The 23928-nt window shown below is 69.1% G+C and carries 29 protein-coding genes; 20 read left to right on the top strand and 9 right to left on the bottom strand.

Annotated elements, in window-relative coordinates:
• The first annotated feature begins 53 nt into the window (after positions 1–53).
• Entirely contained in the window at positions 54–413 is a 360-nt protein-coding gene (locus tag ACIBK1_RS06840; RefSeq protein ID WP_396723756.1) for a hypothetical protein, read from the top strand.
• 57 nt (positions 414–470) lie between these two features.
• Here ACIBK1_RS06840 and ACIBK1_RS06835 read toward each other — a convergent pair whose 3' ends face one another.
• Positions 471–1079 carry a hypothetical protein gene (locus tag ACIBK1_RS06835; protein ID WP_396732936.1) on the bottom strand — a complete coding sequence of 203 codons (609 nt, stop codon included), beginning with the start codon at positions 1077–1079 and terminating at the stop codon, positions 471–473.
• Between the two features lie 103 nt (positions 1080–1182).
• Here ACIBK1_RS06835 and ACIBK1_RS06830 point away from each other — a divergent pair, with 103 nt between their 5' ends.
• Positions 1183–1902, top strand: coding sequence for a response regulator transcription factor (locus ACIBK1_RS06830; RefSeq protein WP_357328495.1), 720 nt, complete (start codon positions 1183–1185; stop codon positions 1900–1902).
• The gene (locus ACIBK1_RS06825) at positions 1892–3817 is read left to right on the top strand and encodes a HAMP domain-containing sensor histidine kinase (protein ID WP_396732933.1); all 1926 of its coding nucleotides are present in this window, start codon (positions 1892–1894) and stop codon (positions 3815–3817) included. The genes ACIBK1_RS06830 and ACIBK1_RS06825 overlap by 11 nt, the downstream gene beginning before the upstream one ends.
• Here ACIBK1_RS06825 and ACIBK1_RS06820 read toward each other — a convergent pair.
• The 3 genes from ACIBK1_RS06820 to ACIBK1_RS06810 form a co-directional block, all read right to left on the bottom strand.
• On the bottom strand, positions 3795–5390 hold the full coding sequence (locus ACIBK1_RS06820; RefSeq protein ID WP_396732930.1) for a CocE/NonD family hydrolase: 1596 nt from the start codon (positions 5388–5390) through the stop codon (positions 3795–3797). The genes ACIBK1_RS06825 and ACIBK1_RS06820 overlap by 23 nt on opposite strands.
• Positions 5391–5545: 155 nt before the next feature.
• Positions 5546–6475, bottom strand: a complete 930-nt coding sequence (locus ACIBK1_RS06815; protein ID WP_030510061.1) for an NADP-dependent oxidoreductase — start codon at positions 6473–6475, stop codon at positions 5546–5548.
• Positions 6476–6520: 45 nt separating this feature from the next.
• Entirely contained in the window at positions 6521–7441 is a 921-nt protein-coding gene (locus ACIBK1_RS06810) for an NADP-dependent oxidoreductase (protein ID WP_396732926.1), read from the bottom strand.
• A gap of 86 nt (positions 7442–7527) precedes the next feature.
• On the opposite strand from ACIBK1_RS06810, the gene ACIBK1_RS06805 reads away from it, so the two are divergent.
• Positions 7528–8097 carry a TetR/AcrR family transcriptional regulator gene (locus ACIBK1_RS06805; protein WP_357315600.1) on the top strand — a complete coding sequence of 190 codons (570 nt, stop codon included), beginning with the start codon at positions 7528–7530 and terminating at the stop codon, positions 8095–8097.
• A gap of 110 nt (positions 8098–8207) precedes the next feature.
• Here ACIBK1_RS06805 and ACIBK1_RS06800 read toward each other — a convergent pair whose 3' ends face one another.
• Positions 8208–9431, bottom strand: coding sequence for an FAD-dependent monooxygenase (locus ACIBK1_RS06800; RefSeq protein WP_396732922.1), 1224 nt, complete (start codon positions 9429–9431; stop codon positions 8208–8210).
• Between the two features lie 303 nt (positions 9432–9734).
• Between ACIBK1_RS06800 and ACIBK1_RS06795 the strand changes: the two genes are divergently transcribed.
• Entirely contained in the window at positions 9735–10130 is a 396-nt protein-coding gene (locus ACIBK1_RS06795) for an SCO4402 family protein (protein WP_396732919.1), read from the top strand.
• 537 nt (positions 10131–10667) lie between these two features.
• Here ACIBK1_RS06795 and ACIBK1_RS06790 read toward each other — a convergent pair.
• The 4 genes from ACIBK1_RS06790 to ACIBK1_RS06775 form a co-directional block, all read right to left on the bottom strand.
• Positions 10668–11006, bottom strand: coding sequence for a hypothetical protein (locus tag ACIBK1_RS06790; protein ID WP_396732916.1), 339 nt, complete (start codon positions 11004–11006; stop codon positions 10668–10670).
• Between the two features lie 264 nt (positions 11007–11270).
• On the bottom strand, positions 11271–11846 hold the full coding sequence (locus ACIBK1_RS06785) for an isochorismatase family cysteine hydrolase (protein ID WP_396732913.1): 576 nt from the start codon (positions 11844–11846) through the stop codon (positions 11271–11273).
• A 5-nt stretch (positions 11847–11851) separates the two neighbouring features.
• Positions 11852–13021: a hypothetical protein gene (locus ACIBK1_RS06780; protein WP_396732911.1), complete on the bottom strand. Its 1170-nt coding sequence runs from the start codon at positions 13019–13021 to the stop codon at positions 11852–11854.
• Positions 13022–13113: 92 nt separating this feature from the next.
• Positions 13114–13455: a helix-turn-helix domain-containing protein gene (locus ACIBK1_RS06775; protein WP_396732908.1), complete on the bottom strand. Its 342-nt coding sequence runs from the start codon at positions 13453–13455 to the stop codon at positions 13114–13116.
• 150 nt (positions 13456–13605) lie between these two features.
• Between ACIBK1_RS06775 and ACIBK1_RS06770 the strand changes: the two genes are divergently transcribed.
• From ACIBK1_RS06770 to ACIBK1_RS06700, 15 genes are all read left to right on the top strand, one after another.
• On the top strand, positions 13606–13773 hold the full coding sequence (locus ACIBK1_RS06770; RefSeq protein ID WP_396732905.1) for a hypothetical protein: 168 nt from the start codon (positions 13606–13608) through the stop codon (positions 13771–13773).
• Positions 13774–13853: 80 nt separating this feature from the next.
• Positions 13854–13985 (top strand): hypothetical protein, encoded by a 132-nt coding sequence (locus tag ACIBK1_RS06765; protein WP_396732902.1) that lies wholly within the window; start codon positions 13854–13856, stop codon positions 13983–13985.
• Positions 13982–14308 carry a WhiB family transcriptional regulator gene (locus tag ACIBK1_RS06760; protein WP_396732899.1) on the top strand — a complete coding sequence of 109 codons (327 nt, stop codon included), beginning with the start codon at positions 13982–13984 and terminating at the stop codon, positions 14306–14308. The genes ACIBK1_RS06765 and ACIBK1_RS06760 overlap by 4 nt, the downstream gene beginning before the upstream one ends.
• A 187-nt stretch (positions 14309–14495) precedes the next feature.
• The gene (locus ACIBK1_RS06755) at positions 14496–14891 is read left to right on the top strand and encodes an RRQRL motif-containing zinc-binding protein (RefSeq protein ID WP_396732897.1); all 396 of its coding nucleotides are present in this window, start codon (positions 14496–14498) and stop codon (positions 14889–14891) included.
• Positions 14891–15895 carry a hypothetical protein gene (locus ACIBK1_RS06750; protein WP_396732895.1) on the top strand — a complete coding sequence of 335 codons (1005 nt, stop codon included), beginning with the start codon at positions 14891–14893 and terminating at the stop codon, positions 15893–15895. The genes ACIBK1_RS06755 and ACIBK1_RS06750 overlap by 1 nt, the downstream gene beginning before the upstream one ends.
• Positions 15896–15913: 18 nt before the next feature.
• Positions 15914–16099 carry a hypothetical protein gene (locus ACIBK1_RS06745; RefSeq protein ID WP_396732893.1) on the top strand — a complete coding sequence of 62 codons (186 nt, stop codon included), beginning with the start codon at positions 15914–15916 and terminating at the stop codon, positions 16097–16099.
• A gap of 77 nt (positions 16100–16176) precedes the next feature.
• Positions 16177–16380 (top strand): hypothetical protein, encoded by a 204-nt coding sequence (locus ACIBK1_RS06740; RefSeq protein WP_396732890.1) that lies wholly within the window; start codon positions 16177–16179, stop codon positions 16378–16380.
• Positions 16371–16694: a hypothetical protein gene (locus ACIBK1_RS06735; RefSeq protein WP_396732887.1), complete on the top strand. Its 324-nt coding sequence runs from the start codon at positions 16371–16373 to the stop codon at positions 16692–16694. The genes ACIBK1_RS06740 and ACIBK1_RS06735 overlap by 10 nt, the downstream gene beginning before the upstream one ends.
• 17 nt (positions 16695–16711) lie before the next feature.
• Positions 16712–17092 (top strand): hypothetical protein, encoded by a 381-nt coding sequence (locus ACIBK1_RS06730; protein ID WP_396732884.1) that lies wholly within the window; start codon positions 16712–16714, stop codon positions 17090–17092.
• Complete coding sequence (locus ACIBK1_RS06725; RefSeq protein ID WP_396732881.1) at positions 17092–19386, top strand: DNA translocase FtsK; 2295 nt, start codon at positions 17092–17094, stop codon at positions 19384–19386. Before ACIBK1_RS06730 ends, ACIBK1_RS06725 begins: the two co-directional genes overlap by 1 nt.
• A gap of 319 nt (positions 19387–19705) precedes the next feature.
• Positions 19706–19945 carry a hypothetical protein gene (locus tag ACIBK1_RS06720; RefSeq protein ID WP_396732878.1) on the top strand — a complete coding sequence of 80 codons (240 nt, stop codon included), beginning with the start codon at positions 19706–19708 and terminating at the stop codon, positions 19943–19945.
• Positions 19942–20841 carry a bifunctional DNA primase/polymerase gene (locus ACIBK1_RS06715; RefSeq protein ID WP_396732875.1) on the top strand — a complete coding sequence of 300 codons (900 nt, stop codon included), beginning with the start codon at positions 19942–19944 and terminating at the stop codon, positions 20839–20841. Before ACIBK1_RS06720 ends, ACIBK1_RS06715 begins: the two co-directional genes overlap by 4 nt.
• A gap of 35 nt (positions 20842–20876) precedes the next feature.
• Entirely contained in the window at positions 20877–22055 is a 1179-nt protein-coding gene (locus ACIBK1_RS06710) for a DUF3631 domain-containing protein (protein ID WP_396732872.1), read from the top strand.
• 171 nt (positions 22056–22226) lie between these two features.
• Positions 22227–22421: a helix-turn-helix transcriptional regulator gene (locus ACIBK1_RS06705; protein ID WP_183544922.1), complete on the top strand. Its 195-nt coding sequence runs from the start codon at positions 22227–22229 to the stop codon at positions 22419–22421.
• A complete protein-coding gene (locus tag ACIBK1_RS06700) occupies positions 22421–23797 on the top strand; it encodes a tyrosine-type recombinase/integrase (protein ID WP_396732868.1) in 1377 nt (458 codons plus the stop codon). Before ACIBK1_RS06705 ends, ACIBK1_RS06700 begins: the two co-directional genes overlap by 1 nt.
• Positions 23798–23928 lie beyond the last annotated feature (131 nt).

Here is a 23928-nt window from a genome sequence, read left to right as displayed (position 1 = left end):
TTTCCCTGCTTGCGGGGTGTGCCGAGCAGCCGTCCGGCGGGTGTCCTGACCGGTTGTCACCGGCGCCGCTGCCCACCTGGGCCCGTACCGGGTTCCAGCCGCCCGACCAGGCGGTGCCGTACGTCCTGGGGGACCGGGGTGACATCGCGGCCGTGGTGTTCGGTGATCCGCTGCTGTCGCCGCCGGGCAAGGATCGCGGCAACAAGATCCTCTGGGTTTCGCGGGTGTCCCAGAACGGGGATCCCCTGCTGATCGAGGCGCGCCTGGACGGCTCGGGCTCGCCTGTCACGCGCGAGGTGCCCGGCGGGCCCGGTCCGTCGGGCGTCGACCTGCCGGAGGCGGGCTGCTGGCACGTGACGTTGCGCTGGTCCGGGCACGTCGACACCCTCAGGCTGCGGTACGTCCAGCCGTGACGGCGGGGCGGCGGGCGCTACCCGAAGCGGTGCCGCCCGCCGCCCCGCGCCGGGTTGTTACTGCGGGCCGGGCCGGAGCGCGCGGCCGCCGCCGTACGCCTTCACACGGCAGTCATCCTGGATCTTGGAGATGTCGACGCCGGGTCCGGGAACGCTCCCGTACCGCCAGCCGAGCTTGGCGGGGCCGTCCACCTTGACGAGGTGGACGTCGAAGCCGTGGTCCTGCAGACACTTGGCCTCTATCCGGACGCTCTTGGCGTAGTTCGGGTTCTTGGCCGGGTCGAGCTCCGGCGGCAGCAGCGGCCGCAGGTGCTCGCAGGCGGCCCGCGCGGACTTCTCCGCCGCCTTGGGCCAGGTCCCCTTGCTCGGCATGCCGTGCTCGCGCAGGCAGCCGGCGTACGCCTCGCGGAGCTTGCGCACCTCGGCCTCGGAGCTGTCCAGGCGCAGCTGCGGGCGGGACTTCGTGGCATGGGCGGGCTTGGACTCGGTCTGCGCCGCGGCCGGCCGGGGGGCCGACACGTGGCCGGCCGAGACGGGAGCGGGGGCGCCGGGGGCGTCCGCCGCCTGGGCGGTGCCGCAGGCGGTGAGGAAGCCGCAGGCCAGGGCGGCGAAGGACAGTGCGGTGGCGTGCCGTGCGGACACGCGCCGGTCGGTTCGGTTGCTCATGCCGGAGAGGATGGCCGAGCAATGTCAGGAAGTTGTCAGGAACCTTTGGCCGGCAGATGAGCAGGGGCGAGATGGTCCTCAGGCCGACCTAGTATCGCCACCTGTGGGTGCATATGTCCTGGTCGCAGAGGACGACGTGAAGCAGGCCGAGCTCATCCGCCGCTACCTGGAGCGGGAGGGCCACGAGGTCGTCGCCGTCCACGACGGCCGCGCGGCCCTGGAGTCGGTACGCCGGCGAGCCCCCGACCTGCTGGTGCTCGACGTGATGATGCCCAGGGTCGACGGACTGGACGTCTGCCGCGTCCTGCGCGCCGAGTCGGACCTCCCGGTGCTGATGCTGACCGCCCGTTCCACCGAGGACGACCTGCTGCTCGGCCTCGACCTCGGCGCGGACGACTACATGACCAAGCCGTACAGCCCGCGCGAGCTGATGGCACGCGTCCGCACGCTGCTCAGGCGCGCCCGCACCGTCGCCGCGCCGGCCCTGTCGCCCGCGCCGGCGCTGAGGGCCGGCGCCCTGGTCGTGGACCCGGACCGCCACGAGGTCAGCGTGGACGGCGTGCCCGTCGAGTGCACCCCCGGCGAGTTCGCGGTGCTGGAGCTGCTCGTCACCCAGCCGGGGCGGGTGTTCACCCGCGAGCAGATCCTCGCCCGGCTGCACGGGTTCGACCGCTACATCACCTCGCGCACCGTGGACGTCCACGTGATGAACCTCCGCCGGAAGATCGAGCCCACGCCGCGCCGTCCCGTACGGCTCCTCACCGTCTACGGGGTGGGCTACAAGCTCGCCGACGACCGGCGGGACCCACGCGATGCGGGGTGACGTGCCGCTGCACCGCAGCCTGCTGCTGCGGCTGCTCGCGGTGTCCGTGCTGGTGTCGGTCTGCTCGATCGCGGCGACGGCCTGGCTGACCGCGCGGAGCACCACGGTGGCGATCAGGCAGGAACAGGGACAGGCACTCGCCGACGACGCCCGCACGTACGACACCCTGCTCGGCTACGCGGCCACCCACCCCGGCTGGGACGGCGCGGGGGAGGTCGTGCGGCGGCTGGCGCGCGACACCGGTCGCCGCGTCACGATCACCACGGAGCAGCGCGTGCCACTCGTGGACTCCGACGCCGGGCCGCCCGCGAAGCTGCCCGCCCGGCCGACCGCGTCGATCGACCCGCTGCACGTCGACACGGTCCTGGCGGCCGCGTCCGGTTCGTCCCTGACGGCCGTGTCCGGTGCGCCGCTGCCGCAGGGCGAGCTTCTGGCGGCCGGGACCGACCACATCGACCCGCGCGCCGTGGGCCCCTTCCTGCTGCCGCGCAAGGAACGTGACACCCTGCGCGTCGCCGCCGAACGGCGTGCCGCCTGCCTGCGCAGCGGCTTCGGCTCCGTCGCCACGATCGCCGACAGCCCGAGCGGACGGCCCGTGCTCGACACCCGGGGCGCGCGCCCGTACTCCGAGACCCGGTGCCCGAGCACCGTCCTCGACCGGCCGACCGCCACCGAGGCCAAGGCCCTCGCGGCGCTGCAGAAGCTCGTCGACAGCTGCCTGGAGCGGCGGCACGAGTCGCACGTGCGGCTCAACCTCGACTTCACCTGGACGCGGTTGCCCGCGGCCGTTCCCGCCCAGACGGCGGCGGACGACGGCCCCCGCGGCAACGTCGTCCCGGAATGCGTCACCAGCAGCCGCCGCGAGCAGCTCGCGCCGTACGTCGCCCCGCCCGCGCTGCTCTTCCTCAGCAGCCGCGGTGGCGGCGACATGTCGAAGACCGCCTTCGACCTGTCGCCGGAGAACCAGGCCCGCATCGCCGGCGTCGCCGCCCTCGTGCTGCTGATCACCGTGACCGCCAGCGTCATGGCCGGAACCCGGTTGAGCCGCCCCCTGCGGGCGCTCACCGACGCCGTACGGAACATGGAGGAAGGTCCCGCGGCCCGCGTCGAGGTCAGGGGGAAGGACGAGATCGGCAGGCTCGCCGCGGCCTTCAACGCCATGGCCGAGCGGCGCGAGCGGCTGGAAGAGCTGCGCAAGGCGATGGTCGGCGACGTCGCCCACGAGCTGCGGACGCCGCTGAGCAACATCCGCGGCTGGCTGGAGGCCGCCCAGGACGGGCTCGCCGACCCCGATCCTGAGCTCGTGTCGTCGCTGCTGGAGGAGGCATTGCTGCTCCAGCGCGTCATCGACGACCTCCAGGACTTGGCGGTGGCCGACGCGGGCGAGCTGAGAGTGCACGCCGAGCCGGTCGACGTGGCCGACCTGCTGGCCCAGGTCGCGACCGCCCACCGGGGCGGCGCGGCGGCGGCCGGCGTCACGCTGGTGACGCGGGCCGACGGCCGCCTCCCGTTGATCGCCGACCCCGTACGGCTGCGCCAGGCGGTGGGCAACCTCGTCTCGAACGCCGTACGGCACACTCCGCCCGGCGGCACCGTGAGCGTGCTCGCCCGTCGCGCCGACGGCGACGTGGTGATCGACGTCTCCGACACCGGCAGCGGGATCGCGCCCGGCGACCTCCCGCTGGTCTTCGAACGGTTCTGGCGGGTGGAGAAGTCGCGCAGCAGGCGGAGCGGGGGCAGCGGGCTCGGCCTGCCCATCGCCCGCAAGCTCGCCGAGGCCCACGGCGGGTCGCTGGGCGCCACCAGCGTCGTCGGCGAAGGTTCGACCTTCACGCTCCGGCTGCCCGCGCACGGTCTCGCCGGAGCCCACTCGTCCGGCCCTGATCGCAAGGTCATCGGGCCAGGGGAAAGGTGATGCGCAGGCCGTCTTCGCCGCCGACGGCGACTGCCTGATGAGCGATGCGGATCCGGGTGGCCGTCGCGGTCGGCTCTCCGTTGCCGAGGTTGCGGTTGTAGTAGGGGTGGGCACCGCTGGCCACCACGAGGCGAAGGCGGTGGCCGGCCGCGAAGCGGTGACCGATGGGGCCGAGGTCGACCTCGACGGGTACGCCTTCGCCGAGGCCGGGATCTGTGACGCGGAGGATGCCGTCGGCGACGTTCTGCACCTGCCCGTTCTCGTAGACGTCCAGAACCCGCAGGAACAGGTCGGCGCTGGGCGCGTCCGAATAGAAAGTCGTCGCGGCGAAGGCGCGGCCGGCCAGGTCCAGCGGCTCCCGCAGCGGAGCACTGGTGAAGACGCGCACATCCGCCCGCCGTTCGAGGGCGCCGCTGTCCCAGAGGCCGCTGACATCGCCGGCGCCGATGGTGAGGAACCCGACGGACGGGGTGGGGTCGGCCGGGTCGTACGTCCATTCCACCCGCTTGGCCAGGTCACCGGGGGCGGCCAGCAATCGCTCGTCGGAACTCGCGTAGAAGACGGTGGTCTCGGGTTCCTGCCACTTGTCGAGCTCGTGCCAGCCGGCGTCGACGCCGGTGCGGTAGTAACGCAGGGCGCCGGAACGGTCCTCACCTTCGCCACGCACGTAGGTGTCGAACCAGGCGAGCCTCTCGGCCATGGAGATGCGCGGGTCGAGGACGGCGTGCGGCCATGGCCCGATGACGAAGCGGTACGGCACGTCGCCGGTGTTCCGGTTCAGGCGCTCGAAGTCGTGCCAGAAGTAGCTGCGGTGGTAGTCGTACCAGCCGTCGATGTGCAGGATCGGCGCCGGAGGGTCGTCCAGCAGTTCGGCGAAGTTCAGGGCCTGCCAGTGCGGGTCCTCGCCGTCGTGGGCCAGGCGCTCTTGGTAGAAGTCGAGGGTGGTTCCGGTGGCGGCGACGTCCGCCTGGTCGAGCGGCAGATGGTCGTACGGGTGCTCGCCGACCTCGGAGCCGTTCGCCTGCTGCACGGCGGTCCAGCTGAGGGCCAGTTCGAGAGCGAAGCCGCCGCCGGGATACCAGGAGCTGACCCGGTCCGTGCTGTACATCGCGGTGGCGATCGCCTTCAGACTGGCGGGCCGTGTGGAAGCGGTAGCCCAGGAGCTGAACGCATGGTAGCTGGCGCCGGTGAGGCCGAGGCGTCCGTCGAACCACGGCTGCTCCTCCATCCAGCGAACGGTGGCGGAGCCGTCGGCGGCTTCGTCGAAGTACGACGTGGTGGTGCGCGTGGTCTGCACGAGGCAGGCATATCCATGGGACGCCCAAGCGATCACTTCGCCCATGTAGAAGGCGGCCACTTCGGGCCTGAAGGAGGCGGGGTTGTAAGGCGAGCGGATGAGCACGGCAGGCACCTTGTCGCTCCTTGCCGGGAGCGCCAGGACGCCCTTGAGCTCGACGCCGTCATCGGCCTTGACGATCACTCCGTCGATGAGTTCGACGGAGTGCGGGCCGAGCCGACCGTACTGCTGCTCGATCGTCCGCCGCTGCTGCTCGTCAACGGTGGTAGGGCTCATCAGGTTCTCCTTGCGACTGAGCGGATGGTGGGCGCGGGTCTTCGGTGTCGGCGTGCTGCCAGGTCCCGCCGCGCACCGGAGCCCGCGCCTCAGGAAATGCCTGCCGCGGCAGAAGGGCCCGGTATGGGGCGCGGGCCGGTAGCCGGTGGCGGGGCTCACGGCGTGATGATCAGCTTGCCTCGCTTGGCCGTGCCGTTCTGTTCGAGTTCGGTGAGCGCCGGGATGGCTTGCGAGAGCGGGACGGTGCGGGCGATCGGCAGCCGCAGGATTCCCTGGCCGGCGGCCCGGGCCACATTTTCGAGGTCTTCGGTGATCGGTTGGGCCACCAGGACGTGGAACGGCCCGGGCAGGACACTTCTCGCGAGGTTCGACGGGGTGGGGAGGATGCTGATGATGCGGCCGCCGGGCTTGAGCATCGTCCGCGCGGCCTTGACCGGAAGCGTGCCGGCAGCGATGAGGACGAGATCGAATCGTCTTGCGAGCGAGGCAGGGTCGAAGCCGAAGTCGACGACCGGGCCGATACCGAGGTCGCGTGCTTCGGATTCGGCGTTGTCGCGGCAGCTGCCCGCGACCGTGGCCTGGTGCGCGAGGGCGATCTGCACGGCGGAGCGGCCGACTCCGCCGAGGCAGCTGTGCACGAACACGGCCTGGCCCGGCTGCAGCCTTCCCTTCGTGATCAGGGCCTGCAGGGCGGTGATCCCGACCGTCGGGATCGCGGCGGCGTCCTCGAACGAGAGGTTCTCGGGTTTGCTGACGACGCCCTTCTCCTGAGCGACGACCACATCGGCGAACGCGCCCGCGGACTTGATCGGCGTCCCGCCGAGCACTTCGTCACCGACGTGCAGCCGGGTGACGCGGTCGCCGACTGCTTCGACGACGCCCGAGAAGTCATAACCCATCGCGCGCGGAAAGCGCCTACCGGTCACGTGCTTCATGCGGCCGGCGCGGATCCCGAAGTCCATCGGATTGGCCGCGGCCGCGTGCACCCGGACAAGGACCTCGTCGGCGCCGAGCGGTGCCGGCTCGAAGTCTTCGAGCCGCATGACTTCCGGCCCGCCGTACTGGTGGTACTGGATCCGCTTCATGTCGTCATCCCTTCATCGCTTCCACATGAGGTCTTTCAGGTGCGGTCACAGCGTGACCACGACCTTGCCGTGGACATGGCGTCCGGCCTGCAGCGTCACGGCGTCGCGGATCTTCTCGACCGGGAATGCCGCGGCGATGGGAACGGTGAGCTCGCCGGCGAGGATCGCATCCGTGATCTGCTTCAGGGCGTCCGCCGGTGCGTCGATGGCGCCGGTGGCACGTACGCCGCCGGGAGAGTTGGGGCCCGCGGCGACCGTGGAGATCCGCTCGGGCGCCACGCCGAGCGCCAGCGCGGCCTCGGCCGTCTCCGTGCCGAACAGGTCGGTCGCGGCGGTCACCCCAGCGGGCGCCAGTGCCCGGACCCGGTCCGCCAGCCCTGCGCCGTAGGCCACCGGTTCGGCGCCCAGCTGCCGCAGGAACTCGAACGTGCCCGGCGACGCGGTCCCGATCACGGTGGCGCCGGCGAGCCCGGCGAGCTGCACGGCGAACACACCCACGCCGCCGGCGGCTCCCCCGATCAGGACGGTGTCGCCGGGGCCCAGGCCGATCGCCGCCAGGGCGGCGGCGGCAGTCAGGCCGGCCACCGGAAGCGTGCTCGCCACGTGATCGCTGATGCCCTCCGGCGTATGCCACAGCGGATCGGCAGGGGGCCTGACGACCGCGAAGTCGGCGATTGCCCTGCCCAGGGCGCCGCCGTAAACGCGGTCGCCCACGGCGAAGCCCGTGGCGCCGTCGCCCACCTCGTCGATCACGCCGGCGAGGTCGGACCCGAAGCCGGACGGCACGGTGATGCCGAACCGCGCCGCCGCCTCCGGCCGCGAGGCGATGCCCCAGTCCATCGGGTTCAGCCCGGCGGCGGTCACGCGTACCCGGACCTCACCCGGGCCGGCGTGCGGCTCGGGAACCTCCCGCAGCTCCAGCACTTCAGGGCCTCCGAACGTCTCGTAGACCACAGCTCGGCTCATTGCGGACTCCTCTTAAGGCAAGTGATGGGACTTGGTCTCATCACCGTAGCATGAGTTCACGGGACCAAGTCCCGTACACTGTGCTCATGGCTCGCTGGGAACCGAACGCAGCAGAACGGCTGGCTCACGCCGCTCTGGACCTGTTCGCCGAGCGCGGCTACGAGAACACCACCGTGATCGACATCGCGCAGCGCGCGGGGCTGGGGAAGAGCACCTTCTTCCGGCACTTCCAGGACAAGAGGGAAGTGCTCTTCGGCGGCAGCGCGATGGACGGGCTCCTCACCGAGGCGATAGCCGCGGCGCCGGCAACCGCCACCCCACTCGAGGCGGTCGCTCACGCGCTGGACGCGGCCGGCAGAGAAGTCTTCACGCCCGCACGCCGCGAATTCATCGCCCGCAGACAGGCGGTGATCGCCGCCAACCCCGAGCTGCAAGAACGCGAAGCGCTGAAGAACCTCGCCCTCATCGCATCGATGACCGACGCGCTCAAACGGCGCGGCGTTCCCGACCTGACCGCTCGCGTGGCCGCAGAACTCGGCGCGCTCGCCTCCACCATCGCCTTCGAACGCTGGAGCCGGACGACCACCGGCGCCGACTTCAGCGAGATCGCACGACAAGCGCTCGACGACGTGCAGGCATCCACAGCCCTCTGCTGACACGCCGACCGCCCTGAACAGGCCGGAGATTGCTGCCGTGGCTCGCAGTCCCGGCCCGTGGGTGCCGAATCTCGTGTCGCCTCATGACGGCTGCTGGACGCTCTGCCGGCTCACCTAGGACGGCTCGCGTCGCCGCGTTCGGGGGCGACGACGGGAGCCGACTTCGTCGCGGACGCCGGCCGGCTCAAGGAGGTGTAGCCGGGCAGCTCGAAGTGGCCGCCGGCCATCTTCTCCCCCATCTTGGCCATCGACCTGAGCAGGAAGCTCCGCTTGAACAGCTGGTTGCGCAGCCACAGACCCTTGCGACTGCGCGGTGCCAGGAAGGGGCCGGCGTTGTTGCTGTCGGCGGCCTTGATGAACGGGCGGATGGTCTCCTCGTAGCGCTCGAAGGCCGTGCCGTAGTCGGCCTGGCTCAGCTCGCCCGCCAGCACATAGGCGGCGACCATGGCCAGGCCGGTTCCGACACCGCCGAGGGTGTTGGCCGCGGCGGCGTCCCCGAGCAGCACGATCCGGCCCTTCGAGAAGCGCTCGATCGCGACCTGGGCGATGGTGTCGACGTAGACGTCCTTCGCCCGGGCCAGCTTGGCCAGGATCTCGGGTGTCCGCCAGCCCATACCGCGGTAGGCGTCGATCAGGATCTGCTTCTGCTCCGCCACCGAGTAGCGGTCGTAGGTCAGCTCGGGCGAGGCGAAGCAGAAGAAGACGGGTGCCTTGGGGCCGCCGATGGAGACGAGCCTGCCCGGCTCGTTGTACATCACCGGCTCGTCCACGACACGCTCCACGTCCACCAGCGCGTAGTAGTGGCCCATGTTCTTGACGTAGTTCGACTCCGGGCCGAAGGCCAGGCGGCGCACGTTGGAGTGGATGCCGTCCGCGCCGACGACCACGTCGAAGGTCCGGGGCGCACCCCTTTCGAACGTCACGTGGACGCCCGAGGCGGTCTCGGTCAGCGAGGTGATCGAGTCGCCGAAGATGTACTGGCACGTGTCACGAGTGCGCTCGTAGAGGACCTCCGCCAGGTCGCCGCGGAGAATCTCCAGGTCGCCACCGGTGAACCAGCCCGGCATGACCGTGATCCGCTTGCCGTACGAGTCGATGACCGTCTGGTCGGTGCCCCCGGTCTGGCGGCGCTGGATCTCCTCCAGGATGCCCATGCGGCGCAGGAGCTCCATGTGGGTCTCGCCCTTGAAGTCGATGGCCTGGCCGCCGGTGCGGAGGACTGGGGCCTTCTCCACAACGGTGACCGTGGCACCCGAGCGGGCCAGCCAGTAAGCGAGGGCGGGTCCTGCGATGCTGGCGCCGGAGATGAGGACGGAAGTGTGCTTGTTCGTCATGGCCCTACCTTCGGAAACCCCGCTGACAGGCCACCGACGATCCGCTGACGACTGCCTCGATCGTTGTCAGCGCGTCCTCGCGGCTCATCGCCGCACCCGCGCCGAACTGCGCGGCGAACGCCTCGGCGCCGATCGCCGCGGTCGCTTCGGCGACGACCCTGGCCGCATCGGGGTCTCGTCCACGACCACAACGGACACCGGAACCAGGAAGCACCGGCCGGCACGGAGTAGACCCAAGGGGGTGTCTTGTCACATATCGCCAGGCTTCCCCTGCCAAGTACCGTCCCTCAGTAGCGTGGCGTCGTGAACGAACACGCCTCCGCGTCACGGCGGGTTCAGTGGCCAGAGCAACGTGAAGACGTTCTGAACGCGTTACAAGCCCTCAGCGACCGCGACTATCAAGAGCGACACTGGCGATCAGGACACGAGTGGCCAGACCTCACCGCCGCCGTTCACTGGCTGATCGACGACACTTTCATCGACCAAGCCGGCGCACGAGCACTGATCCCGCAACTCTTCCGGGACGAGCAAGAAGCCGACCGCGTGCAACTCGTGGTTGACGCCCTCCTTCGCGTTCTCAATGACCTTGGACCCACCGCCCCAGACCACGCCTACCTCGACCATCCCGCATGGTTCAGCGTCTTGCACGCGGCCAATGCCGCACTCCAAGTTCTGTCGTCGGACAAGGAGAACTCGTAACGGCCTCCTCGAACACACGCAAGGCAACGATGAGGTATCTCCCACCAGACCTCTTGCACATAGGAGCGTCGCGAAGACGGGCTTGCGCCTCCATCCCCGGCCCGCTGCCGCTCCGCGGTGGGTCGAGGCAGACGGGATGATCAGAGGGGCGAGACGTGCACGTCGGCGCCGGGTTCCAGGCTTGATCGCGTGCCACACCCGTGCCATATCTTGCGGGGTGCAGGGGGAATCAGGGGTACTCATGGATCAGGAAACGAAGAAGCCCCCGACCGGCATCTCTGCTGATCAGGGGCAACTTTTCCTGCTGGTGGCAGGTCCAGGGTTCGAACCTGGGTAGGCTGAGCCGACGGTTTTACAGACCCGCCGCGAAAACACTTTGAACTGCATAAACGATGGTCTTGGCGGGAATCTCGGCAGAGGTTCGGCACGATCAAGTTTCAGAGCCCCTGTGGAGCCGTCGAAACCCCGTCACCCCTGCCGGCGCGACAACGGCCATCCGGGAACCTCAGATCTTACGAGCGGTCGTCATCGTCGCTGTCAGGCGACCGGGGCGTCGGGCCGCTGATCGGCCTGGCCTGTCAGCTTCTTCAGGTTCCTCTCGAGCCTGCGGAGGTCTGTCCACACGTCTTTGTTCCGGGGGGCGACCAACATGACCTCAGTGAGCGCGAATTCGGCCTCGGAGATGTGGCCGTGTTTGATCAGCCATGCGATGAAGCTGTCGCTGCCGAACCAATGTCCCGTGCGCCAGTAGGCCGTCAGCGCGTCGCCGAGCTCTGTCGCCATCCGCGGCTCGTCGGCCGGGACGGCTGGCGGTGGTTCTGCGTGCTGCCCGTTGACGCTGCCCTTGTCCCCCTTGAGCCATGCCCGAAGCCCCATGAATGCCCCTCGCCATCGGGTACTGAGACTTACGCCATCGAAGCGGACGATACGTAGCGTTAATCAGGATGGCCAGGCAGGTCAGGGTGACGGCGGAGGGATGTTGTCCTGACCCGCCGGCTGCGTCAGTCGCCCATTCAGGGCAGACCAGTTAGCTTGATCATCCAAGTTTTACCAGCTCACCCGGCATCCGGGGACAGGGGGACACGGGGGACACTTCCAGCGGGATCCAGGGACGATGTAGGTGACACCGTGGACGGCCAGTCAACGACCAGCCCTCAACTGTGACGCGGGAGCGGGCAGGACAGAAGTCGGAATCTCCCCTACCTTGATGACCTGGTTGGGGCCGATGAAGCGGGCCGTCACGAGCACGCCGGCATCATGAGCGACCTGCCCGGCGTGACTGGCTGACGCGTCTTCAATGAGCCAGGGGGTCAGGTCAAGCTCGAAAGCGTCTGCTGCCGTCTTCAGCACACAGCTTTCCGTGGCGATCCCGCAGACATAGATTTCGGTCCATCCGTACTCGCGGACAAGGGCAGTCCCCTCTTTGTTGAAGAGGGTGTATGTGGTCTTGTCTAGGATGGCCGTCGCTTTTTCTGCATACGGCGCAAGCTCGGGGACGATGTCGATTTCCGGTGATGTCATGAGCTTGGACCATTTGAAAAGCTTCTCGAAGTTGCTACCCGCATAGTTCAGGTATCGGGTGAATACGACGTCCCCACCGGACTCCTGCCAGCGTCGCACTAGATCGGCAATAATGGGAACTACGTGTGCAGACTCTTCGCGGACGAAACCGTTCTGCACGTCAACGACAACGAGCACCGCTGAATTGCTGGTCACTGGGCTTACCCCTCGCTGGTCTCGCGGAGAATGTCTATGGCTTGAGTGAGGTGGCCGATAAGGCCGCTCGTATCCAGTATGGCGGTGCGCATGGAGCGGTGCTGTCCGGTCTCCTGCGGGCGAGCATTGGTCAACCTGGACCGCACTCCCCGCAGGAACCGCCACCCGTACGGATCGGGAACATCAGGGTCTCTACCCTGTTCGATCTGCCCGTTGATGTGCTGACAGTAGGCCCACATGGCTTGAGTGGCCAACTCGGTGGTCACTAGCTCATCTTCGGCGAGAGCCCGGCGTGGGGCCAGCGGGCAATAGACGACTCCGGACCATGAGGCGTACCCGGCGGAGATTCCTTTGAGCCCGAATGGGATGATCTCCGAGTGGTCGAATCCTTCGGCGAATAACGAACGTTCGACTAGTTCGGCATGCCCCAGGGAGGATTCACTCTCTTCGGAATCGCGCTCTAAAAGGACGCGAGGGGTGGACATGATGCGTGCCGCTGTTTCGAGGTCAGGCCCGGACCACATAGGCGAATGGAGCCAATAGAGACTCAGAACGTAGGACGCTTCCACCGGATTCCCGTTGAGTCCCGAGAGATACCCGGAAGCCCAGTCTAGATTCTGTATGTACGACCTTCGACGCCAGGTCGCCAGATTCGCGATGCCGGGAAATCTCATCTCTTCACAGAGATGCAGAATCGCCACGCCGAATGGCCATGTATACAGGCGACATTCACCATCTACCGGAACCCCGGAGTTCGCATAGGAATCGAGCCCGCAGAGAGGTTCGGTCTGCTCGACCATTCCGCGCTTCACGAGATCCGCCGCTTGATCGGCCCCGATATAGGCGCACACGAACTTGTGTGAGCGAAGCCCGAAGGTGTCAGCGGCCGGCGTCGTTGGCTCGACGTCACCGAACAATTCGTGAGGGGTCGCGTCATAGACCAGGCAGTACAGCTCGATGTAGAGCTGGTCACGGCAGGCGGTACGCCCCGTCTCGTGCCGGTAGACCGCCTTCTCGATCGCGTCGGCATCAGGGACCCTAAGACCGCGTTGCAGGCCAGCGCGCTCAAGCTCACGGGCTGCTCGAAGACGACTCCACCCCTTGGCCTTGCGCTTTGCGATGAGCACGTTGTTCGGCACGAGGCGTTTCGCCGTCTGGTTGCCCTCTACGGACATGACGCGTGTCCCTCCGTGTCCTTCCCGTCGTCTGGAATCCACGTGATGTGATCGCGAACCTAGGTGTTGTGAGGACGGTCACAGAGTCTCGGTCAGTCCGAGCGAATCAGCTCCAAGCGGCTCTCGATCGCTGCGACCCGCTCGCGAAGGTCTGCGAGCTGATCGCGGAGTTCCGCAACGGCGGCCGGCTCGTCGGACATGACGGCAGGCGCCCGGCCCTTATCCGCTACCTCCTGAAGGTAGTTGTCAGGGAGGCCGAGCGCACGGGAGATGGCCGTCAGCACAGCCGGTTGACGGTTCTTGTCCTGTCCTTGCTGGATCTGCCGAAGCGTGGCAGTCGAGACGCGGGAGACCTCCGCAAGCCTCTTCTGTGTCAGGCCAAGCGTCGTCATGCGTTCGTTGATCACCTTCGCCACGGCGGGCCAGTCGCCCACGTGTCCCTCCGAGTCCGTACGTAGAAGCCACCTGATCGAAGCGTAACCAACCCCCTGCGCTATTGACAGCGCTACTTCTAGCGCTCATAGTTGCGCTAGAAGTAGCGCAGGACCAAGGCGGCGCCACCTGACACCGAAAGGAGTCCCGGGATGTTTCCCACCAAGAGCCACCGCTTCCTGTCGCTCTTGCTCATGGGCTGCGCGATCTTCTTCATCGTTCGCGAGCCGGAGAAGGCGGCTGAGGCAGCCGTCAAGACCATGCACGGCGTGGGTGTCCTCGCCGACGCGTTCGTGACGTTCGTGAGCCGTCTCGGCTGATCCACCCAAGAGAGAAGCGGCCTCCATCCGCCAAGACACAGGCCGCTTCTCGACTCCCTCACAGAAGGAGCACCACCATCATGACCTACCAGTCCATCCCGACCAACGTGCACCGAGACCCCTGTCACTGCTGCGGCGGTGGCGGCTGGATGACGTCCACGCAGCAGTGCGGCGTGTGCGAGGGCACGGGCCAGTGCGGGGTGCACCGATGAGTACACCAACTCTCCGTCTCACGACGCTTCACCCCGCGCTGCGTCTGCTCGACTCGCTCACCGGCGGCATGCCGGCGGAGCTGGCCGAGAACGCGCTGTGCGATGCCGACCCTGAGCTGCACACCGGCCCGGACATCTTCACGGAGGAGTCTGCCGATGAGCGGGCCGCGCGCGAGGACGTGGCCAAGGAGCTGTGCGCGGACTGTCCGGTCCGTGCGCTGTGCCTGGCCCGTGCGCTGCGGCTGCGCCCTGAGGTCGGCGTGTGGGCCGGTCTGACCGCCCAGGAGATCGGCGACCTTGACTCGCGGGCGGAGGTGGCCTGATGCGCCGCTTCCGTTGCTCCGACTGCGGCCAGCGCTCCACGAGCGTCATCGGCTGCCGCCGCTGCGGGACCTCCACGGGCCGCCGTCTCCAGCTCTGCCCCGTCCACGGGGCGACCTGCCGCCCCGGCTGCCGGGCGTGCCGTACCCGCTTCCGCGCTTCGGCCGACTGCTGAAAGGGGGAAGACGAGTGAGCCGCATCCGCGCGCGCTTCTGGGACCCCTCCGGTTCCCGGTACGGCATCCCTACCTACCCCTGGCGGATGGCGCCCGCCCACCTGCTGACCCTTCGCCAGCTCACCGCCGCCGGGCTGCGCCCCGGCGGGCAGGGCGTGCAGGCACAGACCCTTTGGGCATCGCGCCGGCACGGCGCCCCCGGCGTCCGCGCCGCCTACCTCTACGACGTCCGCTTCGCCCTGCCCAAGCGGACCGCGACCCCCGCCCAGCTTGAGGCGCTGGCCAAGGCCAACGCCGCCCGCCGTACCTGCCCCGAGTGCCGCCGGGACGCCGGTTACGTCCTGCCCCGCCACCTGGGCACCTGCCTGGACTGCGCGGAGACCCCTGCCGACCTGAAAGAGGTGGCCTGATGAGCCCCACCACCCCCAACCCCAACCCCGAACCGAGCCCGGAGGACATCTCCCGTGGGCTGGCCGAGATCGAGCGGCACCTTGCCCAGACGGCCCAACCCACCCCGACCGCTCCCGCCGATCCCCGTCCGGTCGCGGGCGGTCAGCACGCGGACAGTCTGGCGGGGGAAACCCGGCGCGTGCAGCGCCTGCGCGCGGAGGTGGCCGAGGCGCACATGCTGGCCGGTCTGCAGGACGACGACGCCCCGCTCCTGCTGGACACGGACAAGGTTCGCAAGCGGCGGAAGAAGGCGCACGAGGCCGCCCGGCTGCACGAGCTGGCCCACGAGCCCGCAATGCGCGCCTGGCAGGCGAGCCGGATGCGCCGCGTCCTGGTGGCCGCCGCCCTGGTCTCGCTCACTCTCGCGCTCGGTTGGTCAACCGCGGGCGTGCAGTCCTTCGCCGCCGATGGCGCCCAGTCGTGGTCGCCCGGCTGGCTGTTCGCCTGGCTGGTCGAGCCATTCATGTCGCTGGCCCTGCTGGTCGTCGTCGGCGCCCGCGCCTACCTCGGCACGCGCGGCCAGCCGCTCAGCGATCCCAAGCTGATCCGGATCGAATGGCTGTTCCTGGGGCTGACGCTCGGTATGAACGCCTGGCCGCACCTGCCGTGGGCGCTGCCCGAGGGGGAGTCCTTCTCGGTGTCCCGGTTGGTGCTGCACGTCCTGGGGCCGATTGTGGCGGTCGCGGTCGTGACCGCCCTGCCGATCATCTTGGCCGCGTTCACCGACCTGGACCACAGCGGGACCGGACGGCTTACCGGTCTTACGTACAGCGCAAACGCCCATGATCCGGTAATGGTGCCGAGTCCGGAGGTGGTCCGGCTGATCAACCGGGCGCGGGCGCTCATCGCCACCGGAGACCTTCCCGACGCGCCCAGCGCTTACCGGCTGCAGCGGGTCCTTCGGTGCGGCATGGACGACGCCCGCGCGGTCCGCGATGCCCTCAGCCACCCCACCGCCGACTAGGCCAAGGAGCCCGCCGCCATGCTCACCTTCCTTCTCTTCTTCACCGCCTTCGTCTGCCTGGCCTTCCTGATCGCCATCTTCGCCCGGATGGTCATCACCCGCCGGCGCGTCGTCGCGGAGATCCACGCCCACATGTCCGAGCACCGCTGGACCTGCTGCCGCAACGACATCCGCTCCCGTGCGCGGCTGCGGGAGATGCAGTGAGAACCCTCTGCGTCCCCGGGGCCGCCCACGAGCGGCCCCGGCCCGGCACCTGGTCCCGCGTTCGCACCCTTCTACGCGTGCTGCTGTGCGTGCTGGTCCTGCTGGTCACCGCAGCCGACGCGTGGCTGACCGCGCTGGTTGGCCTGCCCCCGCTGATCCCCCGAGTTCGCCGCCTGGCCGCGCTGATCGCTACTGAGTGCCGGACCTGCGCATCCAGCGTGACCGAACCCGGCGTGATCAACGCCGAGGTCATCGACACCGATCAGGAGGTATGGCGCTGATGAAAGGCAACATCACCGAACTGTCCACGATCGAATTCACCGGCTCCCTGGGCGAGGCGTTCCACGCCTACGGCAAGCAGTTGACCGCTCTTGGGGAACGGTGGGGCGTCGAACTGGAGATCGCCGCCGTGGACGCCGAAGCCGCCATGTCGACCATGAAGGGCCGTGCACTGCTGTTCGGCCTGGACTCCAAGGTCCGCGCCCGCCGGGTGGCCAAGCGGCTCAAGCGCGCCCGGGACCTGGCCGCCGCGCTGGCCGAACGGGGCGAGGACTTCCCCCGCTCCTACCGCAAGCACTTCTTGCCCAACCACTGACCGAAGGGAGGCCCCTGGTGGGGACCGGACAGCAACGGCTGGACGAGATCGCCAGCATCGAGTTCCACGGCAAGGTACCGGCGAAAATCGCCGCCTACACCCTGGCCACCCAGCGATTCGCGCACGACCTGGCCCGCGAGCTCGACCACGCCGAAGCCGCCGCCGAAGCCGCGATGGGCCAGCTCAAGGGACACCCGCTGCTGATGGGCATCGACATCCGTGCCCGCGCCTGGCGCGTGGCCCGCAACTTGCGAGAAGCCCGCGAGATCGCCCAGGGGATCTCGGCGGAGGCGGTCAAGTTCAACCTGCAGTTTCGGCAGGAGTTCCTGGAAGCCCTGGAAGCGATGGAAAAGCGCGACACCAAGCGCAGCGAGTACAAGGGGAAGGTTGATCTGTGATGGCACGCAACGCCCCGTCCCTGCAGCTCGTGCAGGACGCGACCATGGACCGCCTGGCCGCTTCCGCCGTGTCCAAGGTCGGTGTGCTGGTCCCGCCGTGGGCCATCCTCGGGGTCGAAGCCGCCGCCGGGGCCATCTCCCACGCCATGTGGGGCCAGGCGCCGGCAGTGACGTGGGCGGCAGTCGGCTGCACCCTCGGATCGACGGTACTTACGGCGCTGACGTGGGCCATCACCCACCAGCGGCGGTTGATCGGCCGCATCCACGCCACCGCCACCACCGCCGCCGCGTCCGCGTGGTTCACCACCGCCACCATCACCGGTCTGCACTCCCCGGTCGTGAACGGGGCGCTGTTCTTCGGCGGCGCCACGCTGGCCCTGTCGTGGAACATCCGCACCGTCATCCGCAACACCAGCGGCGACGGCGAGAGCGACGGCGGGGACGCCCTCGGGACGCTGTTCGCCCGCGCCCGGGAACAGGCCGGTCTCAAGGGCGCCCGCGTGCGGGCAACCGAGGTCACCGACCACAAGGTCAAGGGCCAGATGCAGCTCCCGCCCGGAGAGAAGACCGCAGACGACGCCATCAAGGCCACCGACCGCATCGAGTCGGGCATGCAACTGCCGCCCGGCAGCGTGATCGTCGCCCGCGACGACGACCGCGCCGACCGCGCCCACATCACCGTCTCCGACCCCCGCGCCATCCGCCAGCCGATCCCCTGGCCCGGCCCGTCCCACCCCGGCGCGTCCATCGACAAGCCGCTGCGCATCGGGCTCTACCAGGACGGGGACGACGTGCTGTATCGGTTCGTCGGGCACCACCTGCAGGTCATGGGCCGCACCGGGTCCGGCAAGTCGATCGGCGGGGCGTGGAACATCATCGGGGAGATCATCACCCGTCACGACGCGGCGGTGTTCTCCATCGACATCTCCAAGGACGACCAGACCATGGGGCCGCTGCGGGAAGGGCTGCACCGGTTCGAGACCGGCAAGGCCGGCGCGGTGGAGCTGATCCGCGCCATGCACGAGGCGATCCCCCAGCGCACGAAGTGGCTGGCCGACCACGGGTACAGCGATTGGGAGCCGGGGTGCGGGCTGACCTACTGGTACCTGCACATCGAGGAGATCGCCAAGCTCGTCAACGAGCTGAGTGCTGAGGATGAGGAGCGGCTGGGGGAGATCCTCAAGGAGATGCGTTCGGCCGGCGGGAGCGTGATCCTGTCGCTGCAGCGGGCCGACTACACCCAGATCCCCACCCTGTTCCGGTCCCAGATGGCCAAGATGTGCTTCGGCCTGTCCGACCCCGACGACGTCAAGTACGGCGTGTCCGCGCGGCAGCGGAAGGCCGACGTGGTGCCGCACGAGTGGGAAGACCACTACCCCGGCATGGCCTACCTGGACGCCCGCAGCATCCGCGCCACCCACTACGCCATGCCGCTGCGGACCTACACCTGGGGCCGCAACAGCGGTGAGGCCCGCGCCGCGATGGCCGCCCACGCCGCCACCTACCCCGCGAGGAGCAAGCAGGTGGACGACTTCACCGCCGCCCTGGCCCGCCCCACAGGACCGGCCCCCGCCGTCAGCGCGGCGGCCACTGCCGCGATCCCGGCACCGGCCGACGGCGGGTATGACCCGCAGGACGAGCACGAGGAGTTCGCCGCGAACTTCGCCGAACTGCTGGGCGACGCCGCAGAGCTGGTCATCGCCACCCAGCACGCCTCACCCGGCATGCTGCAGCGCAGACTGCGGATCGCTTGGCAGGACTGTCTGCGCCTGCTGGAAGCCCTGGAGCGCAAAGACATCGTCGGCCCGCCCGCCCCCGGCAGCGACACCCGGCCCGTCCTGGTGGCCGCTGACGACCGCAACGCGCCCCGGCTGGTGGAGCAGTTGCGCGCTACCGGGGACGTCGTCACCGCGGCCCTGGCCGCCAGCGACGACCCCGACCCGTCCCTGTCCGCTGGCCCAGACGACGCCGTCCACGAGCCCACTGCCGAAGAGGCCGATGCCCTGGTGGCCGATGGCCCCCTGGTGAAGCTGGACCCGGCCCAAGCGCGTGACCTGGTCTACGGCTGGCTGCGTCAGCGCCACCAGAGCGGCAAGCGCACCTTCACCGCCACCGATGAGGAGCTGACCGCCGTACGGCACAAGACCGGCAACGGGCGCGGCTGGATCTACAAGGTCCTGTCCGACCTGACCGACCGTGGGGTCTTGACTGTGACCAAGTCCGGCAGCGCCCGCGCCTACATCATCACCGACCTGTCCCCGCTCGACCGCGACGGATACGACCGCGCGGCCTGACCCGCCCGGGGCGGCCCTTCCCGTGACGGCGGGCCGCCCCGCCCCCTCGTGCGGCTGCGCGTGGGACGCGCCGCGCCCGCGCGAATGATCTTGTCACGCGCGCCTGTCACACCCGTTCACGCCACGTGTCACGGGACTGTCACGGGGCCGCTGTCACGCAGTCACACCCCCGCTGACCTGTAACTCCCATCCCCAGCCCCTTTCCGTGACACCCGCACCTGTCACGCATCCACACCACGACCCGAGAGGGCTCTACTTCGCCATGCCTGCGACCACCAATCGGCCACTGCTTCCGCCCGGACACGAAATCACCCAGACCGTGAAGGCGACCACCGAGCTTGCCCCCGGCGACTCGGTACGCATCGCCGGACTCGGCACCTTCGCTGTGGCCGCCGCCCCCGCCATCCTCAACCGCGCACACGTCGTCGTCCCGCTCGGGTGGGAGCGCCTGGCCATCCTCGCCCACCCGGACGCCACTTGGGACGCCGCCAGCGTCACCCCGCCGATCTGGCGGCACCGCTCCTGCCGCGCCTGCGGCGGATCGGGGCGTGCAGCGTGAGCGCCTTGACTCGCTACGCGCTGGCTGCTGCTGCCCGCGGCTGGCACGTCTTCCCGCTCACCCCGGGCGGAAAGGTCCCGCTCAAGGGCCTCACCGCGTGGGAGCGCCACGCGACGACCGACCCGGACGCCATCCGCCGATTCTGGGCGCGGCAGCCGTACAACATCGGCATTGCCTGCGGCCCCTCCCGCCTGGTGGTGATCGACCTCGACACCCCCAAGAAGGAGGGGCTTCGCCCCCCGTCCCCCTGGGACCTGCCGGGGGTCAACGACGGCGCCGATGTCCTCGCCGTCGTGTGCGAGCAAGCGGGACAACCCCTGCCGTTCGACACCTTCACCGTGACCACCCGGCGCGGCGGCCTGCACCTGTACTTCACCGCGCCCGAGGGGGCCGCCCTGGGCAACACGTCCGGGGACAAGGGCAACGGGCTGGGCTGGCTGATCGACACCCGCGCGCACGGCGGGTACGTCGTCGGCCCCGGCAGCTTCGTGGACCTGCCGGACGGCGCCGGCACCTACGAGGTCGTCAACCCTTCCGCCCCGGCCCCGCTGCCTTCCTGGCTGTTTCAGCGCCTTTCGCCCCCGCCACTGGCCCCGCGGCAGCCTGTCCACGTTGCCCTGCCTGAGGGGCGCAAAGGCGCCTACCTGCGGGCCGCGCTGGACCGCCAGCTGGCCTACGTCACCACCGCGCCCGAGGGCCAGCGCAATCACACGCTCTACCTGGCAGCCGTCGCGTTGGGCCAACTCGTCGCGGGGGGCGCACTCCCCGAACCGGAGGTCACAACCCTGCTGAAACAGGCAGGGATGGCCGCCGGGCTCAGCGAGCGTGAAACCGCCCTGACCACCGCATCCGGGCTGCGTGCGGGCGCCAAACGGCCCCGCAGCATCGCCGCATGACCCGCCACCCACCCCTGGGAACAGGAGTCGATCCCATGCCTCAGCTCGCCCGCCGTGGCGCCGCCCTGCTTGACGCGCTGCTGGACGCGCTTACCCGCTACGTGATCCTGCCGACCCCCGAGGCCGCCGATGCGGTGGTCTTGTGGATCGCCGCCACCCACGCCCAACCGGCCTGGCCGCACGCTCCCCGCCTGGTTATCCGCGCTCCCGAGAAGCGCTGCGGCAAGTCCCGGCTGCTCGACGTCGTCGAGGCCACCTGCCACGACCCGTTCATCACCGTCAACTCCTCACCGGCCGCCGTCTACCGCTCCATCACCGACGACCCGCCAACGCTGCTCGTGGATGAGGCCGACACCATCTTCGGCCCCAAGGCAGACGGCAACGAGGACCTGCGCGGGCTGCTGAATGCGGGACACCAGCGCAACCGGCCCGCCAAGCGTTACGACGCCAACAGCAACCGGGTCGAGTCCATCCCGACCTTCGCTATGGCCGCTCTCGCGGGGATCGGCGCGATGCCCGACACCATCGAAGACCGCGCCGTCGTCATCCGCATGCGCCGACGCGGCCCGGGCGAAACCGTCGCGCCCTACCGCCACCGCCGCGACCGGCCCGCCCTTCGCCAGCTCGCACAGGAGCTGTCCGCCTGGCTGCGCGCCGATCTCGACACCTTGGAAAGCGCCGAACCGCCCATGCCTGTCGAAGACCGCGCCGCCGACACCTGGGAACCCCTCGTGGTCGTCGCCGACCATGCCGGCGGCCACTGGCCCGAGCGCGCCCGCGCCGCCGTACTGACCCTGACCGCCGAAGCCGACGACAACGGCCAGCCCTCCACCCGCGTCCGGCTACTGGCCGACTGCCGCACAGCGTTCGGCACCGACACAGCCCTACCAACCGCCGTCCTACTGGAACGGCTCAAGGCCGACCCCGAAGCACCCTGGGCCGACTACGGACCCAACGGACTCACCGCTATGAAACTCGGCGTCATCCTGCGCGAATACGACATCCGATCAGGCAACATCCGCTTCCCCGACGGCACCCAGGCCAAGGGCTACCACCGCGTCGATTTCGCCGACGCCTGGACACGCTACTGCCCCACCCTCGAACCCCTCCCAGAGGGCGACGTGGTCCCATTCGAGCGGGGTAGCCGTCCCGGCCGTCCCAGCATCATCAGCCCAGGTCACAGCGGGACGGCTCCGATCCCTGGGACGGCTTGAGCCGTCCCACCCGAAAAGCCGTCCCAGGGCTGACCTGCGGAAATGACCCTGGGACGGCCGGGACGGCTACCCCCCTCAAAACCGCGCCAACGCACCCTTTCGCGCTCCCTGCCCCCGACCTCTGGGGCCACCTCAACAGCCGATCACGGAACCCGGAAGGACACGCCCAGCATGGCCACCGCCACCGCGAACAAGCCCCTGACCGTAGCCGAGCTGTGCGCCGAACTCGGCATCTCCCGCTCAACCTTCTACGACTGGCGCCAGAAGGGCCGCGCCCCCCGCTGCCTCAAACTCCCCAACGGCGACCTACGGATACGCCGCGCCGACTTCGACCGCTGGCTCAACAGCCTGGAGGACGCCCACTGATGAAGGACATCACATACGACGTCCGCGTCTATAAGACCGAGGTCTACAAGGGCAAGCGAGTGACCTCCTACACCGTCCGATGGAGCGCCGGAGGAAAGTCCTGGAAGGAACCCTTCCGGAACGCCGCCCAGGCCGACGCCTTCCGCTCCGAGTTGATGACCGCCGCTCGCAAGGGTGAGGCTTTCGCCATCGCCACCGGGCGCCCCATCTCCTGGAAGCGGCAAGAGACGGTCCTGAGCTGGTACAGCTTCACCCTCGCCTACGTAGACGCCAAATGGCCGTACGCTTCCCCCAACCATCGTCGGGGCATCGCGGAAGCCCTCACAGACGCCACTGAAGCACTCTTGACAGGCGAGAACGCGACCCCGGATAGGGACGTATACCGGGCCGCTCTCCGCTGGTCCTACAGCACGCGCGTTCGCGACAAGGCAGAAGCGCCGGCAGAACTCTCCGCCGCTTTGCGCTGGTTGGATCAGCACACGATCGCTCTGGCCGCATTCACCGAACTGGGGAAGGGCGCCACCCTGGCCCGCGCGGTGCTCGATCGGATCAGCCGGACGAAAGACGGGAAGCTCGCCGCGGCGAACACTGCGAACCGGAAGCGAATGGTCCTCAACAACGCTATGGAATACGCGCGGGAGATCGGAGCCCTGCCAGCCAACCCGCTCAAGGCTGTGAAGTGGACCAAGCCCCGAACGCTTTCCACCGTGGACCCTCGCACCGTGATCAACATCGAACAGGCTCGCCGGTTCCTCATGGCGGTGCGCAAGGACAGCAAGCGGGGAGAGCGAATGGAGGCGTTCTTCGGCTGCATGTACTACGCCGCCCTACGCCCGGAAGAGGCGGTTGACCTGCGCCGGGAACATCTCGTGAGCCTCCCTGACGACGGCTGGGGCGAGATGCGCCTGACCAACGCTGAGCCCCGCGCCGGGAGCCGCTGGACCAACAGCGGCCAGCCCAGGGAACGTCGCGCCCTCAAGCATCGGGCAGAAGGCGAGACAAGATCGGTCCCGATTCATCCGGAGCTGGTCACGCTGCTACGGGCGCACCTGAAGGCGTACGGCACCGGCCCCGATGGGCGCGTGTTCGTGGGACCCCGGGGCGGGCTCATGACCGATCGCGCCTACCTCAAGGTCTTCCATGACGCTCGTGGGAAGGCATTCTCAGCCGAAGAAGCCGCGTCGCCCCTGATGGATGTGCCGTACGCCCTGCGGCACGCCGCCGTGTCCACGTGGCTTAACGCGGGAGTCCCGGCGCCCCAGGTTGCCGAGTGGGCAGGGCACAGCGTGGACGTGCTCCTACGGGTCTATGCCAAGTGCATCCACGGGCAGGAGACCGAAGCCATGCGCCGGATCTTGGACGCCACGAAGCCCTGAAAACTTCGGCACGTATTCGGCACGATCACCCGTAGGGAGCCGTTGACGGCCGGACACCACCGGACACACGAAAAGAGCCCCGGACCCGCATCACTGCTGGTCAGGGGCTCTTTTTCCTGCTGGTGGCAGGT

The sequence above is a fragment of the Microbispora rosea genome (assembly GCF_044460045.1).
Taxonomy (GTDB): Bacteria; Actinomycetota; Actinomycetes; order Streptosporangiales; family Streptosporangiaceae; genus Microbispora; species Microbispora rosea.
The sequence above is the reverse complement of the archived record's forward strand: the minus strand, read 5'-3'. Positions and strand labels throughout refer to the sequence as shown.

What these genes read in the sequence shown, in the direction of transcription:
- ACIBK1_RS06735 (WP_396732887.1), top strand. Translation starts at nt 16,371, where the DNA reads ATGGCGCTGATGAAAGGCAACATCACCGAACTGTCCACGATCGAATTC.
- ACIBK1_RS06835 (WP_396732936.1), bottom strand. Translation starts at nt 1,079, where the DNA reads ATGAGCAACCGAACCGACCGGCGCGTGTCCGCACGGCACGCCACCGCA.
- ACIBK1_RS06750 (WP_396732895.1), top strand. Translation starts at nt 14,891, where the DNA reads ATGAGCCCCACCACCCCCAACCCCAACCCCGAACCGAGCCCGGAGGAC.
- ACIBK1_RS06765 (WP_396732902.1), top strand. Translation starts at nt 13,854, where the DNA reads ATGACCTACCAGTCCATCCCGACCAACGTGCACCGAGACCCCTGTCAC.
- ACIBK1_RS06825 (WP_396732933.1), top strand. Translation starts at nt 1,892, where the DNA reads ATGCGGGGTGACGTGCCGCTGCACCGCAGCCTGCTGCTGCGGCTGCTC.
- ACIBK1_RS06700 (WP_396732868.1), top strand. Translation starts at nt 22,421, where the DNA reads ATGAAGGACATCACATACGACGTCCGCGTCTATAAGACCGAGGTCTAC.
- ACIBK1_RS06705 (WP_183544922.1), top strand. Translation starts at nt 22,227, where the DNA reads ATGGCCACCGCCACCGCGAACAAGCCCCTGACCGTAGCCGAGCTGTGC.
- ACIBK1_RS06770 (WP_396732905.1), top strand. Translation starts at nt 13,606, where the DNA reads ATGTTTCCCACCAAGAGCCACCGCTTCCTGTCGCTCTTGCTCATGGGC.
- ACIBK1_RS06810 (WP_396732926.1), bottom strand. Translation starts at nt 7,441, where the DNA reads ATGAGCCGAGCTGTGGTCTACGAGACGTTCGGAGGCCCTGAAGTGCTG.
- ACIBK1_RS06760 (WP_396732899.1), top strand. Translation starts at nt 13,982, where the DNA reads ATGAGTACACCAACTCTCCGTCTCACGACGCTTCACCCCGCGCTGCGT.
- ACIBK1_RS06815 (WP_030510061.1), bottom strand. Translation starts at nt 6,475, where the DNA reads ATGAAGCGGATCCAGTACCACCAGTACGGCGGGCCGGAAGTCATGCGG.
- ACIBK1_RS06780 (WP_396732911.1), bottom strand. Translation starts at nt 13,021, where the DNA reads ATGTCCGTAGAGGGCAACCAGACGGCGAAACGCCTCGTGCCGAACAAC.
- ACIBK1_RS06725 (WP_396732881.1), top strand. Translation starts at nt 17,092, where the DNA reads ATGGCACGCAACGCCCCGTCCCTGCAGCTCGTGCAGGACGCGACCATG.
- ACIBK1_RS06800 (WP_396732922.1), bottom strand. Translation starts at nt 9,431, where the DNA reads ATGACGAACAAGCACACTTCCGTCCTCATCTCCGGCGCCAGCATCGCA.
- ACIBK1_RS06710 (WP_396732872.1), top strand. Translation starts at nt 20,877, where the DNA reads ATGCCTCAGCTCGCCCGCCGTGGCGCCGCCCTGCTTGACGCGCTGCTG.
- ACIBK1_RS06805 (WP_357315600.1), top strand. Translation starts at nt 7,528, where the DNA reads ATGGCTCGCTGGGAACCGAACGCAGCAGAACGGCTGGCTCACGCCGCT.
- ACIBK1_RS06820 (WP_396732930.1), bottom strand. Translation starts at nt 5,390, where the DNA reads ATGAGCCCTACCACCGTTGACGAGCAGCAGCGGCGGACGATCGAGCAG.
- ACIBK1_RS06790 (WP_396732916.1), bottom strand. Translation starts at nt 11,006, where the DNA reads ATGGGGCTTCGGGCATGGCTCAAGGGGGACAAGGGCAGCGTCAACGGG.
- ACIBK1_RS06745 (WP_396732893.1), top strand. Translation starts at nt 15,914, where the DNA reads ATGCTCACCTTCCTTCTCTTCTTCACCGCCTTCGTCTGCCTGGCCTTC.